Source organism: Curvivirga sp. (assembly GCF_965219885.1).
In the GTDB taxonomy this organism is placed as follows: domain Bacteria; phylum Pseudomonadota; class Alphaproteobacteria; order UBA8366; family Aestuariispiraceae; genus Curvivirga.
This window is the reverse complement of record NZ_CBDCOT010000009.1, coordinates 2,471,735-2,486,582: the sequence shown is the minus strand read 5'-3', so window position 1 is coordinate 2,486,582 and position 14,848 is coordinate 2,471,735. Positions and strand designations below refer to the sequence as shown.

16 protein-coding genes are annotated in these 14,848 nt (G+C 40.9%); 4 read left to right on the top strand and 12 right to left on the bottom strand.

What is annotated here, in order from left to right:
* The first annotated feature begins 1 nt into the window (after nucleotide 1).
* Together lpxK and ACOQOA_RS17205 are read left to right on the top strand one after the other, a co-directional pair.
* Complete coding sequence (gene lpxK, locus ACOQOA_RS17210; RefSeq protein WP_420549830.1) at nucleotides 2–970, top strand: tetraacyldisaccharide 4'-kinase; 969 nt, start codon at nucleotides 2–4, stop codon at nucleotides 968–970.
* 7 nt (nucleotides 971–977) lie between these two features.
* Complete coding sequence (locus tag ACOQOA_RS17205; RefSeq protein ID WP_420549829.1) at nucleotides 978–1,886, top strand: lysophospholipid acyltransferase family protein; 909 nt, start codon at nucleotides 978–980, stop codon at nucleotides 1,884–1,886.
* A 31-nt stretch (nucleotides 1,887–1,917) separates the two neighbouring features.
* Here the strand turns inward: ACOQOA_RS17205 and ACOQOA_RS17200 are convergent, their stop codons facing one another.
* The 6 genes from ACOQOA_RS17200 to ACOQOA_RS17175 form a co-directional block, all read right to left on the bottom strand.
* Entirely contained in the window at nucleotides 1,918–3,354 is a 1,437-nt protein-coding gene (locus ACOQOA_RS17200; RefSeq protein ID WP_420549828.1) for a dihydrolipoyl dehydrogenase, read from the bottom strand.
* An 86-nt stretch (nucleotides 3,355–3,440) separates the two neighbouring features.
* Nucleotides 3,441–3,965: a peroxiredoxin gene (locus ACOQOA_RS17195; RefSeq protein WP_420549827.1), complete on the bottom strand. Its 525-nt coding sequence runs from the start codon at nucleotides 3,963–3,965 to the stop codon at nucleotides 3,441–3,443.
* 365 nt (nucleotides 3,966–4,330) lie between these two features.
* Complete coding sequence (locus ACOQOA_RS17190; RefSeq protein WP_420549826.1) at nucleotides 4,331–4,723, bottom strand: rhodanese-like domain-containing protein; 393 nt, start codon at nucleotides 4,721–4,723, stop codon at nucleotides 4,331–4,333.
* Nucleotides 4,724–4,744: 21 nt separating this feature from the next.
* Entirely contained in the window at nucleotides 4,745–5,215 is a 471-nt protein-coding gene (locus ACOQOA_RS17185; protein ID WP_420549825.1) for a c-type cytochrome, read from the bottom strand.
* A gap of 2 nt (nucleotides 5,216–5,217) precedes the next feature.
* Nucleotides 5,218–5,616 (bottom strand): Cu(I)-responsive transcriptional regulator, encoded by a 399-nt coding sequence (cueR, locus tag ACOQOA_RS17180; protein ID WP_420549824.1) that lies wholly within the window; start codon nucleotides 5,614–5,616, stop codon nucleotides 5,218–5,220.
* Nucleotides 5,617–5,624: 8 nt separating this feature from the next.
* On the bottom strand, nucleotides 5,625–7,802 hold the full coding sequence (locus ACOQOA_RS17175; RefSeq protein ID WP_420549823.1) for a heavy metal translocating P-type ATPase: 2,178 nt from the start codon (nucleotides 7,800–7,802) through the stop codon (nucleotides 5,625–5,627).
* 170 nt (nucleotides 7,803–7,972) lie between these two features.
* Between ACOQOA_RS17175 and ACOQOA_RS17170 the strand changes: the two genes are divergently transcribed.
* Entirely contained in the window at nucleotides 7,973–8,779 is an 807-nt protein-coding gene (locus ACOQOA_RS17170; RefSeq protein ID WP_420549822.1) for a response regulator, read from the top strand.
* A 106-nt stretch (nucleotides 8,780–8,885) separates the two neighbouring features.
* Nucleotides 8,886–9,797: an ATP-binding protein gene (locus ACOQOA_RS17165; protein WP_420549821.1), complete on the top strand. Its 912-nt coding sequence runs from the start codon at nucleotides 8,886–8,888 to the stop codon at nucleotides 9,795–9,797.
* 4 nt (nucleotides 9,798–9,801) lie between these two features.
* Here the strand turns inward: ACOQOA_RS17165 and ACOQOA_RS17160 are convergent, their stop codons facing one another.
* From ACOQOA_RS17160 to ACOQOA_RS17135, 6 genes are read right to left on the bottom strand one after another with little or no spacing between them, the layout of a single operon-like run.
* Complete coding sequence (locus tag ACOQOA_RS17160) at nucleotides 9,802–11,010, bottom strand: PP2C family protein-serine/threonine phosphatase (protein WP_420549820.1); 1,209 nt, start codon at nucleotides 11,008–11,010, stop codon at nucleotides 9,802–9,804.
* Between the two features lie 60 nt (nucleotides 11,011–11,070).
* Nucleotides 11,071–11,376, bottom strand: a complete 306-nt coding sequence (locus tag ACOQOA_RS17155; RefSeq protein WP_420549819.1) for an STAS domain-containing protein — start codon at nucleotides 11,374–11,376, stop codon at nucleotides 11,071–11,073.
* 15 nt (nucleotides 11,377–11,391) lie between these two features.
* Nucleotides 11,392–12,201 carry a hypothetical protein gene (locus ACOQOA_RS17150; RefSeq protein ID WP_420549818.1) on the bottom strand — a complete coding sequence of 270 codons (810 nt, stop codon included), beginning with the start codon at nucleotides 12,199–12,201 and terminating at the stop codon, nucleotides 11,392–11,394.
* A 15-nt stretch (nucleotides 12,202–12,216) separates the two neighbouring features.
* Nucleotides 12,217–13,284: a protein-glutamate methylesterase/protein-glutamine glutaminase gene (locus ACOQOA_RS17145; protein WP_420549817.1), complete on the bottom strand. Its 1,068-nt coding sequence runs from the start codon at nucleotides 13,282–13,284 to the stop codon at nucleotides 12,217–12,219.
* A gap of 24 nt (nucleotides 13,285–13,308) precedes the next feature.
* On the bottom strand, nucleotides 13,309–13,941 hold the full coding sequence (locus tag ACOQOA_RS17140; protein ID WP_420549816.1) for a hypothetical protein: 633 nt from the start codon (nucleotides 13,939–13,941) through the stop codon (nucleotides 13,309–13,311).
* Between the two features lie 2 nt (nucleotides 13,942–13,943).
* Nucleotides 13,944–14,792: a CheR family methyltransferase gene (locus ACOQOA_RS17135; protein ID WP_420549815.1), complete on the bottom strand. Its 849-nt coding sequence runs from the start codon at nucleotides 14,790–14,792 to the stop codon at nucleotides 13,944–13,946.
* Nucleotides 14,793–14,848: the final 56 nt, after the last annotated feature.

Here is a 14,848-nt window from a genome sequence, read left to right as displayed (position 1 = left end):
AATGAAAGCACCTGCCTTCTGGAACCATTCAAAACCCAATATGATTGCAAAGGCTTTGACGCCAGTTGCTAAGCTCTATAGTGCAATCACAGGATATCGGATGATATCGACCACGCCGTTCAACGCTCCTTTAACAGTAATCTGTATCGGAAATTATACGATGGGCGGCGCAGGTAAAACGCCGTTGACACAAAGTCTCTATCATTTATCGATCGAAATGGGGTTCAAACCATGCGTGTTAACTCGTGGTTACGGTGGAATGATAGATGGTCCGAAATTAGTTGATGTCAGGAATGACACGCCTCAACAAGTTGGTGATGAACCATTTATGATGGCTCATCATATTCCAGTAGTTGTTTGTCGTGATCGGAAAACAGGGGCAAATTATATTGCCAAAAAAGGTTATAATCTTATCCTTATGGATGATGGTTTTCAAAATCCTACATTGAAAAAAGATGTCTCTTTCGTTGTCGTAGATGGCGGTGTGATGCTTGGAAATCAAAAAGTCTTTCCGGCAGGCCCTTTACGTGAGCCATTGGATCGTGCGCTACTTCGCACAAATGCATTGGTAATGATCGGCAAACCCAAATATGATCTTGCAGCCCTTAAACAAATAAAACATCAATTTCAGGCAAATATTCAACCACAGTTAGATCATAAACCAGAAAAAGTGATTGCATTTTGCGGTATCGGACGCCCGGAAAAATTCAAAGATACCCTTACTAAACTAGAAATTGAAGTAGTCGAGCTTATCGAATATCCCGATCACCATCCCTATTCCGAAGGTGAGTTAAATATGTTGGGTGAGAAAGCAAAACAACTGAAGACACCTTTAATTACCACTGAAAAAGATTGGGTAAAACTACCTAAAATGTGGCAAGAACGCATTCAATGCTTGCCCATTACGCTTCAGTGGGATAGGCCTGAAGACGTCAAAACCTATCTAAAAGCAAAACTAACAAAGATTTAAAAGCCTTATGGCCCAGACAAGCGAAAGACATAGACAGATTAAAAAATGGCTGATCTATCCGGTTCAAGCCGTGTTCGTCTATGCCTTTTATTATCTTTTGCGCTTTATACCTGTCACAGTTGCAGCTGCCTTTGGCGCCTTTATCTTTCGCCTCATTGGGCCTCATATGAGCGCTCATAAAACAGCTCTTAAAAATCTCGAGATGGCCTTTCCTGAAAAAAACCATAAAGAGCGCGAAAAAATAGCGCGTGAAGTTTGGGATAATCTGGGTCGTGGTGCTGGTGAATATATGCAAGTGGATACCTTTACAGATAAAGGTGAAAATCCACGCATTATAATTGAAGGCGCAGAACACTTAATTGCGGCACGTGATAGTGGTGAACGTTTTATTATATTTTCTGCTCATATGGCAAACTGGGAAGTAGCGACGATCGTAGCAGCTCTTCATGATGTGTATTTAACCAATGTTTATCGCCATGCATCCAATCCCTATGTGGATAAACTTATCCGCAAAATCCGAGGTAAATTCACAGGTACGCTAATCCCGAAAGGTCGTAAAGGTGCTAAGCAGTTATTTATCCATTTCAAAAAAGGCGCACCATTGGGAATGTTGGTTGATCAAAAACTAAATGAAGGTGTTCCTGTGCCTTTCTTTGGTGAAGATTGTATGACAGCCACCGCCCCTGCAGAACTTGCTTTAAGGTTTGATTGCCCGATCATCCCCACCCAGTTGATCCGTCTTCCGGGATCACGTTTTAAAGTGATCATCAACCCCCCGATGAAGAAACCTGATACAGGTAACATCAAAGCCGACACTCTGACCTTACTAACAGAGATCAATAAAACAATGGAAGGTTGGATTAGAGAGAATCCCGGACAATGGTTCTGGGTCCATAAAAGATGGCCTAAGAAATAAAAGAGCTCCCATATGGAAGCTCTTTTTTAAATTATGCACCGACACCACAATCCATACAGCGGGCTGGCATTTTAGGGCCCATATTGAGCTCTACATTCAAGTTCCGTAATGCAGTTCGAACCCCTTCTTCAATAACTGGATGATAGAATGGTCGATCCAGCATCTCAGAAACCGTTAATCTAGATTGATGTGCCCAAGCTAATAAATGGGCGATATGCTCAGCAGCTGGGCCAATCATCTCTGCCCCAAGAAAACGTCCAGTGCCATGCTCACCATAAACACGTAAAATACCTTTGTTTTTAAGCATTACACGGCTTCGCCCCTGCCCTTTAAAATCAACAGTGCCAATGGCAAAGCTTGCATCTCGATCTGTTAACTTTTTGAAACTTTCCCCCACCATCATAATTTGAGGGTCTGAAAACATGACGGCAATTGGTGATGATTTCGAAAAAGCCCTTATATCTGGATATCGCGCAGCATTGTATCCAGAAGTTCTTCCTTCATCTGCGGCCTCATGAAGTAATGGAATATAATTTCCTGCATCACCTGCGATAAAAATATGACCGATACTTGTTTGACCTGTTGCCAATACATATTTCGGCACACCACGATCATCCAGTTCAATACTTAAGTTTTCCAATCCAAGCTGGTCTACATTTGGACGGCGGCCTGTGGCAATCAATGCATACTCATATTGTACCGTCTTGGCTTCACCATTTTCCAGATAATCAATCTCAACACCATCACCGATATTTTCCATCCGTGTCACCTCGCCATGCGGATGGAAATCAAATTCATCCTCAAAGATCTCACGTGCGGATTGCTTGATAATATCATCGCTGACTGGACCAACCAGATAATCACGACCAAATAAAGATGTTCTAACACCAAGACGTGCAAGAGATTGCCCCAACTCAAGACCAATCACACCAGCGCCAAATACAACAACTGATTCTGGTAGGTCCTCCCAATCAAAAACATCATCATTCACTATTAACCGGTCACCGAAGGCTTTAAAGGGGGGCGGTACGAAGGTGCTGGAACCTGTTGCGATAACAATGCGTTTCGCTTCCACATAAGTCCCATCACTTAATTCAAGAGTATGTGGATCTTTAAACTTTGCATAGGCACGAATACGATGTTCTTCCTTCCATCCATCGATTGCTTCCTCAACAAAACCAACAAAACGATCACGTTCAGATTTGATCCGTGCCATCACGACCTTTCCATCAATCTTTGGTTTCTCATAAGACACACCAAATTCAGACGTATGCTGCCCGAAATGTGCAGCTTCCGCCGCAGCAATAAGAAGTTTAGATGGCATACATCCAACCCGGGCGCAGGTTGTTCCATATTCGCCACCTTCAATCAAAACTACGCTATCCGTTACTTTAATCACTTCACGATAGGCACCCATTCCTGCTGTGCCTGCACCGATTATTGCGACATCAACCTTACGTGTCGTCATCTTATATCTCCAGTTTAGGAAAGAACCTCATTACTTTGAAAGAAACGGGAAAAGAATGACATATTTTCTCTTCCCGTATTTTAACCTTAACGGTTCTTCAAGTAATTCAACATTGTATCTGCATCAGATACGTCAAACGGATCGATTGGGCAGTTGTCACCATATTCTGGTTCACTAAACAATTGCTTGATTTCACCGTTTTCCACATACATGGAATAACGCCAGCTACGCATACCAAAGCCAAGGTTTGATTTATCGACTAACATACCCATTTTACGAGAGAATTCACCGTTCCCATCTGGTAACATAAATACGTTTTTACGGCCTAATTTTAATCCCCATTGATACATTACAAAGGCATCATTAACGGATAAACAAATTACCTCATCCACACCTTGCGCTTTCAATTCCTCGTAAAGCTCTTCGTAACGTGGTAAGTGAGTTGAAGAACATGTTGGGGTGAAAGCTCCCGGCAAGGCAAACAAAACAACATTTTTGTTTGTAAAGATTTCACTTGAAGTTAGATCGCGCCATTCAAACGGGTTCTCCCCACCCAAAGCTTCATTACGAACACGTGTTTTGAAAGTCACTTCTGGAACTGTATTTCTCATCTTTAATCTCCTGTTAGATCGTTAACTTATAAATTTGCCTTCTTAACGAGAAGCACGCGCAAAATAGAAAGTTTCATTGCGATTTGCGATTTTAGAAGCTACGGATACTTGGTTTCTCATTGGTCTATCTCCTTGACTGGATTTTCATTTTGGTGATTGTCACCTCATTGTCTTGAGAAAAACATAGCTCCAAAATTTAATTTGGTGAAACGAGTTATCTTCATTTCAGTAATCGACAAAATCTATTAAAACAAAATAATCATGAGATTTTATCGATATAAATATATAAATTTAAATATCTAAGTTTGTCTACATGCTCCCGTCAGCCATAAAAAAAGGAGCTCACTCGAACTCCTTTTCAAACATCATTTTTGCTCAACTTCCTCAATTGGATACCCTGCTTGTTTCCAGCCTCCAAATCCTCCGCCTAAATGAGCTATGGGTTCGAGCCCCATCGTCTGCAACGTATGTGTGCTTAATGCGGATCTAGCCCCGGCTGCACAGTAGAAAATCAGCTTTTTTCCACTCCCAAATATTTCTTTGAAATAAGGGCTATCAGGATCAACCCAGAATTCCAACATACCGCGTGGCGCATGATAAGCCCCAGGTATTTTACCTTCTCTCCATAATTCACGGATATCACGGATATCGATTAATTGAATATTCTCATCGGCCATAACCGCCTTTACATCTTCAGCCGACATCGTTTCAATAACTTCATTTGCCTCTTTTAACAGAAGCTCCACACCGCGTTTCATTACTTAAGTTCCCCGTAAATTTTATTGCTCCATAATGCGTTTATTCATCGCATCATGTCCTGCTTGAATATTTGCTGGCCAATTACCTTTTATAAAGGCCAAGATATCATGAATTTCCTTATCCGTTAAGATTTCTTCATAAGCAGGCATATTGCTGACAAAGCCTATAGAAGAATCAGATTGTCCACCATATTTTACTGTTTGAAACAAAGCGAAATCCGGATGATGCCATGTATGTCCTTCTTCAGTATGAGGTGGCGCTGGCAAGGAGCCATCTGCATTGCGGCTGCGCCAATTTGGCTCCCCTTCTAAACGTTTGCCGTGACAGCTGGCACAATTATCTGCATATAGCACACGGCCCGCACGCACCGCTTCACGATCCTTATAATTTATCGTAAATTGTTCTTCCTGATCAGACAGGGAATTGAAATAAACTGATAGCAATCCAATAACAGCTACGATTGCGATTAAGACAGGTAAATTACGGCTCATTATCAGCTATCCTTACCTGCAAGGCCTGATAGAATGGGACAATCAGGCCGATCATCTCCATGACAACAGCTTACTAAATGTTTCAAAGTATTTTCCATTTCTTGTAATTCTTCAATTTTACGCCGGATATCTTCCAAATGTGATTTGGCTATTGCCTTCACATCTGAACTGGCCCGATCCCGATCTTCATAAAGAGATAATAACTCCCGACATTGCTTTACTGAAAAACCCAGATCACGTGCCCGATGCAAAAACTTCAATACATGCACATCATTTTCCGAATAATCCCGATAACCAGATTGGGGATCACGTGTTGGTGTCACCAGACCAATATCTTCATAATAACGAATTGTTTTTGCGGACATACCAGACAATTTTGCCGCTTCACCTATAATCATCATCCACTCTCCTATCGCTTTACATGCCAGCGACTTAACAACCAGGCATTACTGACAACGAAAACGCTGGATAAAGCCATGGCTCCGCCGGCAACCATAGGACTGAGATACCCCATAGCAGCTAATGGAATACCTAAACCATTAAAGAAAAAGGCCCAGAACAAATTTTGTTTAATATTGCGCATTGTGGCTTCAGAAAGTTTCTTGGCCCAATAAATCAAACGTAAATCAGGACGTAACAAAGTCACAGCCGCGGCTTCCTTGGCAATATCAGTCCCCTGCCCCATGGCAATGCCGACATCTGCTTTAGCAAGAGCAGGCGCATCATTGATACCATCACCGACCATAGCGACAAAACCATCTTGGCGTTTGATATCATCAATATAGCCTAGTTTCCCTTCAGGAGTCATTTCACCGACCACATGATCCAGTTGCAAAGCTTGTCCAACATGTGCCACCATATCTGGATGATCGCCTGATACTAAATCAGTTTGAACACCTAATGCTTTGAGCATAGAAACAGCTTCGGGTGTTTCCTCACGAAGAGTATCTTCCAGAATAAACAAGGCTTCACACTGCCCATCAATCGCAATAAAAGAATAGCTACCAACAACATCTATTTTGCCATCTGAGGGAATATCAATGCCTGCCTCATGTAAAAATTTTGCATTTCCAAGCAAAACTTTTTTATTCTCAACAAACCCTTCCACGCCTCGCCCAGGAACTGCTTTGATTTCCTTAGTCGTATGTAATTTCATTTCGTTTGCAGCTTCCAAAAAAGCTTGAGCGATCGGATGCTCGCTCCCTTTTTGTAAGGAGGCTGCATAGGTTAGTAACAAACTTTCCGAATATTCTCCCCAAACAACTGCAGAAGAAATTTTAGGTCTACCATTAGTCAAAGTTCCAGTTTTATCGAAAACGAGATGATTAACTTTTGTCATTTTTTGCAACGCATCAACGTCGCGAAATAAAATTCCTGTTCGCGCGGCCGCACCTGTTCCAGCTAATATCGCGGTCGGCGTTGCTAATCCAAGTGCACACGGGCATGCAATTACCAAAACAGAAACAGCACTTAACATTGCCTGCTCTATATCGCCACTCCCCCACCACCATGCAAAGAATGTCATTGCAGCAATCACCAAAACTACAGGTACAAAAATGGATGAAACTTTATCCACCAATTTCTGCACGGGTGCTTGACCTGATTGAGCGTTTCTGACCAATTCAATAATTTGGGCAAGACGCCCTGAGGTTGATTTTTGGCTAACTTCAATAACCAGACGAGCCGTATTATTAATCGTGCCTCCGGTCACGTTATCCCCTACACGCTTTAATACAGGCATTGGCTCTCCCGTAAGCATCGCTTCAGAAATTTCGCCTAATCCTTCAGTTATTATTCCATCGACAGGGATAGTTTGTCCTGGTTTTACAACAAGCTTATCTCCAACTTTCAGGCTATCAATAGCAACAAGGATTTCCTTGTTATCTCTTAAAAGGAGCGCCTCTTCGGGGACCAAAGACATAAGCGATTCAAGTGCTTTAGCGGTACCACGTTTCGCTTTTTCTTCCAACATACGTCCAAATAAGATCAGAGTGATGACCACCGCAGAGGTTTCAAAGTATAGATCGTTTGTTCCGATCACTTCAGGCCAGAAGGTAACCATTACACTGAATGCAAAAGCAGTAGACGTTCCTAAAGCAACCAGTAGATCCATTGTCCCACGCGCATGTTTTAAGGCAACCCATGCGCCTCTATAAAAACGAGCACCTATATAAAACTGCACAGGTGTTGCTAATAGTAACTGGGTAAATGCATCCAGATGCCAATGAATTCCAAAAGGATATAACAACATTGGCAATACTAATGGGAAGGTAAATATCCCTGAAAATATCAGATGAATATGTAATTGTTGCAGTAACTTTCCATCATCAAGTAATTTATTTTTTTGAGGTTCCCGTGCTTCGAAACCTGCTTCCTCCACTGCAGCAAAAATACCCGATTGGGTAAGCGTTCCTTTCTCCGCGGAAACAACTCCGGAACTTAAGGCGAAATTCACCTGTGCTGTAACAATATCCGGGTTTTCCCCCAATACACGTTGCAATCTTCCTGCACATCCCGCGCAAGTCATCCCCGCTATATCAAATCGAAACGTTTCGGTCTGTTCAATATGTGGCATTTGCTTATTCATCTTACTATTTCCAGTTTTATATTTACCTCTAGATAGAGGTTCCAGTAACTGGAAGGTCAAGCAGAAAATTATAAATGATATGCATGTGGTCTTTATTCTTTTAAAATTATCACTTACAATTTAGATGCGATTGTTCAATAAAAAAAAGTTTTAGGATTTAAGAATAATAAATGTCGGTAAATAATGGCCTTTCTGATGAGACTTATAACACCTTGCGTGCTGAGTTCATTGACTGGATAGACACTGAACTTACCGCTATGGAACAATGTATCGATGAAGGGACATCTGATACATTTGTTAGTTCTGAGCAGGATAGTACGACTGTTCGGTTAATGCGTATGGCGCATAATATTAAAGGTTCAGGTAGTGCCTTTGGTTTCAGTACAGTTGCAACTATCTCCCATCGTATGGAAGATTTTATGTCTGCAACCTCCATTGATTTAACCGACCTTCAATATCGAGAAACACTTTTAAAATTTATTGATGAAATGCGTCGTGTTTCTGAACTTGCATCTGAACCAAATGAAGCAGAATCACTTGCAATTGTTAGAGCACTACCCAATAGCACTGAATATAAGTTAAATCAGGATTCCGAAAATGCAGACTTAAACCTTGCCCAAGGTAAAGAAGTTTTAATTGTTTCTCCATCCAAAACTATTTCTGCCATAACCCGTAAAGTATGTGAAAGCTTGAAGCATCGTGTAACGGCATCCAGAAACGGAACCGAAGCACTTGCACTAGCAATGAATATGAAGCCGGATATCATTATTGTTTCGACAGTACTTACCGGCATTTCCGGGCCTGACCTGACTAGAGCCCTTAGTAATATGCATGCTATCAAAGATATTAAAATCATTCTAATTTCAAATCTGGAAGCAAATCATCCGGATTTAGCTGACATTCCTGAAAAAGTTGATATTATAAATCAATCTGGGGATTTCCCTATGGCACTGTTTCGTTTGCTTCAGCAATTCTGATAAAGTTGATATATGAACCGCAATCTATGAGTGCTTGGCAAAAACATTAAAACACCCTAAAATAGATTTGGCATTTGATCAGAAGATCAAATTTGGGAGTTAGCATATGGGACAGATAAAGAAAGTCACAGCGCCCAATACCGTGTTATTAGCGGTCCCTGATCTATTGGACCATATCAGTGATATGAAAAATTCCGATGGGTCTAATGTGAATGTGCTATTAAGTGATTTAGATATCTCACTCGTTGATCTTTTTCGTGAAAACCATAATCAGGTTTCTGCGATCGTTATCCCTCAAAATATTGATATAGATATTTTAGATGCTCTCTCACAAGAAATTACAAAAGTTGAGAAGGATCAGCTTCTGCCTCTCATGGTTATTGGACATGTAGATCCGCAAACTTTATCTGTGTTAAGAAATGGCATTCTCTTCCAATCTTTGACTTTACAAGAGGCCAAAGCTCAAATCCGTGCCTTACTTGCTTCCACTGTATCGGAATTTCAACGCATTAATAGTTTGTTGGAAGATTTAGAAAACAATCAACGTGTCATTCATCTGATGTCAAAGGCTGTTTTTGAACTAAAAACCCTGGACGAAGCAAATAGTTTAACCAGTTTTCTATCTGCAGCTTGTCCAAAGCCACGCTTAATAGCGCTTGGTCTCTCAGAACTCCTGATAAATGCCGTTGAACATGGAAATCTTGAAATCAATTTTGATCTAAAAACTGAACTTCTTGAAACTGGCACATGGCGTCAGGAAGTTGAAAAACGTGCGCGGAAAACAGAATTCAAAGATCGTAAAGTTATTGTGACATATGAACGTAATGACAAAGAAGTCATGATTACAATTACTGATGAAGGAAACGGTTTTGATTGGCATCCATATATTAGTTTCTCACGTGAACGTCTAACTATGAAACACGGACGAGGCATTGCCTTGGCTAAAGAGACTGTTTTCAATGATATGCGATATAATGAAAAAGGTAATTCAGTAACCGTTACAATGAAACTAGACTAACTTGCTAGTTTGAAACCGTTATAAGGGTGAGGTCATCCGGTAAACGATCGAGATGCCGCCCAGGAAAAGCCTTCATCAAATGATCAATTTTTTCCGAACCACTTTGCATAGACTGTATCTCAGAGGCTAGGCGACGAAGATCCTCATCATTCAAGACATCTTCATTTGCACTGCTAGTTTCAATAAATGCGTCGCTATAAATAATCAATTCAGTCCCATCCTCAAAAGAGAGTTCAGAGGTCGGATACTCTGCGGAAGCCATGATACCAATAGGTAAACCTGCCGTTTCTAATAATTCCGCATCCTGTTCTTTTGATGCCTTATAAACAACGGGCGGCGCTCCAGCCGAAGCATATTTCAAAGTTTTCTTTTCTGGGTTAATCACGGCATAAAACAAAGTGGCAAATTGACCAACATTTAGTACCTTACATAATCGCTTGTTTAACTTTTGTAGCCATTCAGAAGGGTTATTCCAATTCCAGTTCCCATCAGAAAGAAAGCTATGCAATCTGAAAGTGTTTAATGCAGATGCAACACCATGTCCTGTAAAATCAACGGAATATACAGCTAAACTTCCATCTTCCAATCTCTCAGCACCCCAAAAATCCCCACTTAACTCCGAAGAAGGAGAAAAGAGAGCCCCAAGGGTTAAACCACTACCATCTTCCATTCTTTTTATTTTTGATGCATCCGGCATAAGCGCAGCTTGAATCTGTAATGCTGCTTCTAATTCTTTTGATGTGCGCTCTTGGTATTCACGCATACGTCCCTGAAGAAGACTATTTTGTAAATGCACTTTTACGCGTGCCACGAGTTCCGCGCCATTCACAGGTTTAATGAGCAAATCATTCGCACCTTCCTTGAAGATACGAAGACGCTCGCCGGTCTCTTCCATCGCTGTTTGAATGATAATTGGTATATTATCATATTTGGAATTTCGTCGAAGAATTTGACAGACCTCAAATCCATCCATCTCAGGCATTAAAATGTCTAAAATCACCAAAGCAGGTTGAATTTCTTCGATTTTTTGCAAAGCATCACGGCCATCTACTGCGATGTGAATATTTTCAAAGCCTTCTTTACCTAAAAAATTTAGTAACAGCTGACGCAGTAAATGAACATCATCCACAATCAGGATCGGTAATTTCACCAGTTCCTCAAAGGGAACTGGGTCAAAACTTGATAATTCATTTTTCACTGTTGTCATAACCATGATTTAGCTCGTCCAATATTAGAGCAAGCTTAATACAGCAACGGGAATTGAGCTAGGAAATTATGAATGAATATTAATAACTTGAGACAATTTTGCTAGCTCAAGCATTTTCTTCACTTGGCCTTGAGGCTTCTTCAATTCAAATGACCACCCTTCAGAGCCAGATTTGTCTTGTCCAACAAGCAACATACCCATGCCAGCAGAATCAATAAAATCCAATTTACTTAAATCCAGTGTAACTTGCGTCATACCACCAACTAACGCTTCGTCTAACATACGACGAAACAAATCATGGTCATTAAAAGTCAATTCACCAGACAATACACAAAGGGCATTAGAGCCATCTCTGTTAATTTCATATTTCATACATCACACCCCAAGTTAAAAAAGATCAATATCATCAGACGATTCCAGATGCTCTGCTTTAGATATCTCATCATCAATCGTTTCCCCTCTCAAAGCCGCACGAATGAATCGTTCCTTAACTTCTGCGAGGTTAAACCCTGCAATCAATTGTGACAATAACTCTTCCTTCGTGATACGCTCTTTTATACCAGAAGTTACATTTGTTGTCTCGCTATCTATTTTTTGAAGCATTTCCCCAATGACTTCAAGAGAATCTTTAATATGTTGTAATCGTTGAGAAGTTCTATCCTGAAATTGTATTGTCGTCGTCAGTTTAGTAATATCTTCTGCCACGCCACGTGAATCTTTCAAACTAATTGTAACTGCTTCCAAAAAGCGTGCATGCCGGTCCTCTAAACCAGTTTTTAATTGACCTAAATGATCAACAGCTTTCAATGATTCCGTCAATCCCAGCGAAACCATAATTTGAGTTTTATCAATCTTCTCGCCAGAATTTTGATCAGACAGCTTGGCAATTTCCGAAACAAGCTCATCAATCGCATGTTCCATTTGTAAAATCGTATCTTCCAATGGTACCAATTCACCATTGATGGGCACTTTATCCGCATCCTGTAAAACATCATACATATCGCTTGATAATTTCGTTGCACTATTCGCCAAAGATTGAAATTGGCTAGACAAAGCACTAACGCCTGCCTCCATAAGGTTTGTAGCGATATCTACCTCACCAGTTAAGGCACGAAAAGCAGCACGTTGTGCATCTGATAAACTGGACCAGAGTTGTAATAATTCTTTTAAATACTGTTCTTCTTGTTCCATTTTCATTTGGATCATACTCACTTATACACGTATGTCCCCGCCACCGCGTTCCGAACAAAGTTTCAAAACAACTTCAGCGACCCGTTTTAACGTAATCTGGCGCTCAACTGCCCCTAATTCATAAGCTGCTTTTGGCATACCATATACAACACAGCTTGCCTCATCTTGTCCTATCGTAGCAGCACCGGCTTCACGTTGCGCTAACATACCCTTAGCACCATCACGCCCCATACCTGTTAAAATCACGCTGATACAATTTTCACCGCATGTTTCCGCAGCAGAATCAAACAAGACATCAACGGAAGGTTTGTGACCACTAACCTCCGGACCATCGTCTAACTTACAAACATAATTTCCGCCAGATTTACCAACCGTTAGATGTCGATCGCCAGGCGCAATATAAACATGCCCTGGAAGAACACGCTCCCCAGCTTCCGCTTCTTTCACTTTCACAACAGACATGCCATCTAAACGTTGGGCAAATGTTTTTGTGAATTGTGCGGGCATATGCTGCGTTACTAAAACCGCCGGTGCATTGGCTGGTAAAGTTGTAATCACGTCTTTTAAGGCTTCAACACCACCCGTTGACGCCCCAATCGTAATAATTTTCTCAGTGGAACTAAATTTAATCTTTTGAATGCGTTGAACTTCGGAAGGATCTTTAATTGCCCTAGGCAAAGGTTTTACATTTGCAACAGCTGCATTCCTGACTTTTACAATCAGTTCCTCAGCGCGCTCCATAATGCCATGCTCCAAATCAATTGTTGGCTTACCAAAATAATCAACGGCGCCTATTTCCAATGCCTTCAAAGTGGCTTCCGCTCCATTTTGTGTCAATGAGGACACCATCACAACTGGCATAGGACGCAAAGTCATAATCTTTTCCAAGAAGGTTAAACCATCCATCTTTGGCATTTCTATATCCAATGTCACCACATCCGGATTTAGCTCTTTTATCATTTGGCGTGCATTCAATGGATCGCTTGCAGTGCCAACCACTTCTATATCCTCTGCTTTTTGCAACAGCGAACTCAATAATTGTCGAATCAAAGCAGAATCATCAACGATCAAAGCACGAATTTTATTCATTCCCAGCCAATACCTTCTTTCGGATCAAAACAGTTCAACACTGCCTTCCACTTCACTTGTATCCAATTGTTTCTTAAGCATTTGTTCTTCTTTAGCAACAGAAGCAACTTCTGTTTTCTCCAATAACTTCATCTTCACTTTTCCAGAGTCAGGAAAATAAGCAATGCGTCTTCCCCGATCTCCGCCAACATGTTGCGCAGCAACGGCCATATGCTCATTCTTCAAAAAACGTTCTATGAATGAAATATTTTTATCACCAACAGCATTATTGGAACTGATGACGTGAGCACCGCCAAACACTTTAAACTCTAAGCGATTTCGTGCAGCACCCATTTTAAGAAGATCATTCAGTAAAACTTCCATCGCATGGTTGCCAAAACGCATACTGGCATTCGCCCCTCCCCATTTGCCACTATCGCTTTCAGGTAACATGAAATGGTTCATCCCCCCGACACCATTTGTCGTATCGCGAATGCAAACAGCTATGCAGGATCCCAGCGTGGTTGTGATCATCTCACCTGGATTCTTTGTTACGTAATGAGTACCTGGCTGAACCTTGATACTCATACGTTTGAATTTTGGATCATAGAATTTATGAGGACGTAATGTACCGCCGGACCACTCAACTGAAGATTCACTTACCATATCAGGAGGCATCTTTATAACTCCTTCCTATATGTGGTTCGTCCATGCAATTTAAATGGACCACTTTGGTTTAATAAAGATTCCGAATGACCAATATACAACCATCCACCGGGGCGTAACATTGATGCAAATCCATCAACTAATCTTTGCTTTGTGGGATTATCAAAATAAATCATTACATTTCGACAAAAAATAACATCAAACGGACCTTTCATCGGCCAGTTATGCAACAAGTTTAACTGCTTAAATGCAATAAACTGACGCAACTTGGGCGAAATTTGCACATACCCATCATCCACTATTTTTGTAAATCTTTTGGTATATTCTTTTGAAATGGTATCAAGGCAGTTTGACTTATAAAGCCCTGCCCGACCAGTATCTAACATATTCGTATCCAGATCAGTTGCGAGAATCTTTGCGTCTAATTTTTCGATCTTTGGAATAGCCGACACCATAGACATCGCAATTGAATATGGCTCCTCCCCAGAAGAACATCCTGCAGACCAAACACGGATACGTTTTTGCTTACCTGATCGTAAGGCGTCAAAACTTTCCTTCATGGCAACCGAACGGAAATGCTCAAAATGATGATCTTCCCGGAAAAACTTGGTCAGATTTGTTGTAATTGCATTGATTAAATTACCCATTTCATCTGCACCCGCAGGTGTTTCAATAAAGTTAATATAATCACTAAATGCAGATAACTTTAATGTGCGAAGTCGGCGAGCCAAACGTCCATAAACCATGTTCTTTTTTTGATCTTTAAGAACAATACCGGTTTTCTCGTAAACGAGAGATTGCAATTTGGCAAAATCAGCTTGCCCAAATTGAAATTCTTGCTCTCTTTCCATTGCTACGGACATTCAATTTCCAGTCTTGAAACACATTAAATGTTAAAATTACCCTAGAGGGAGATAAA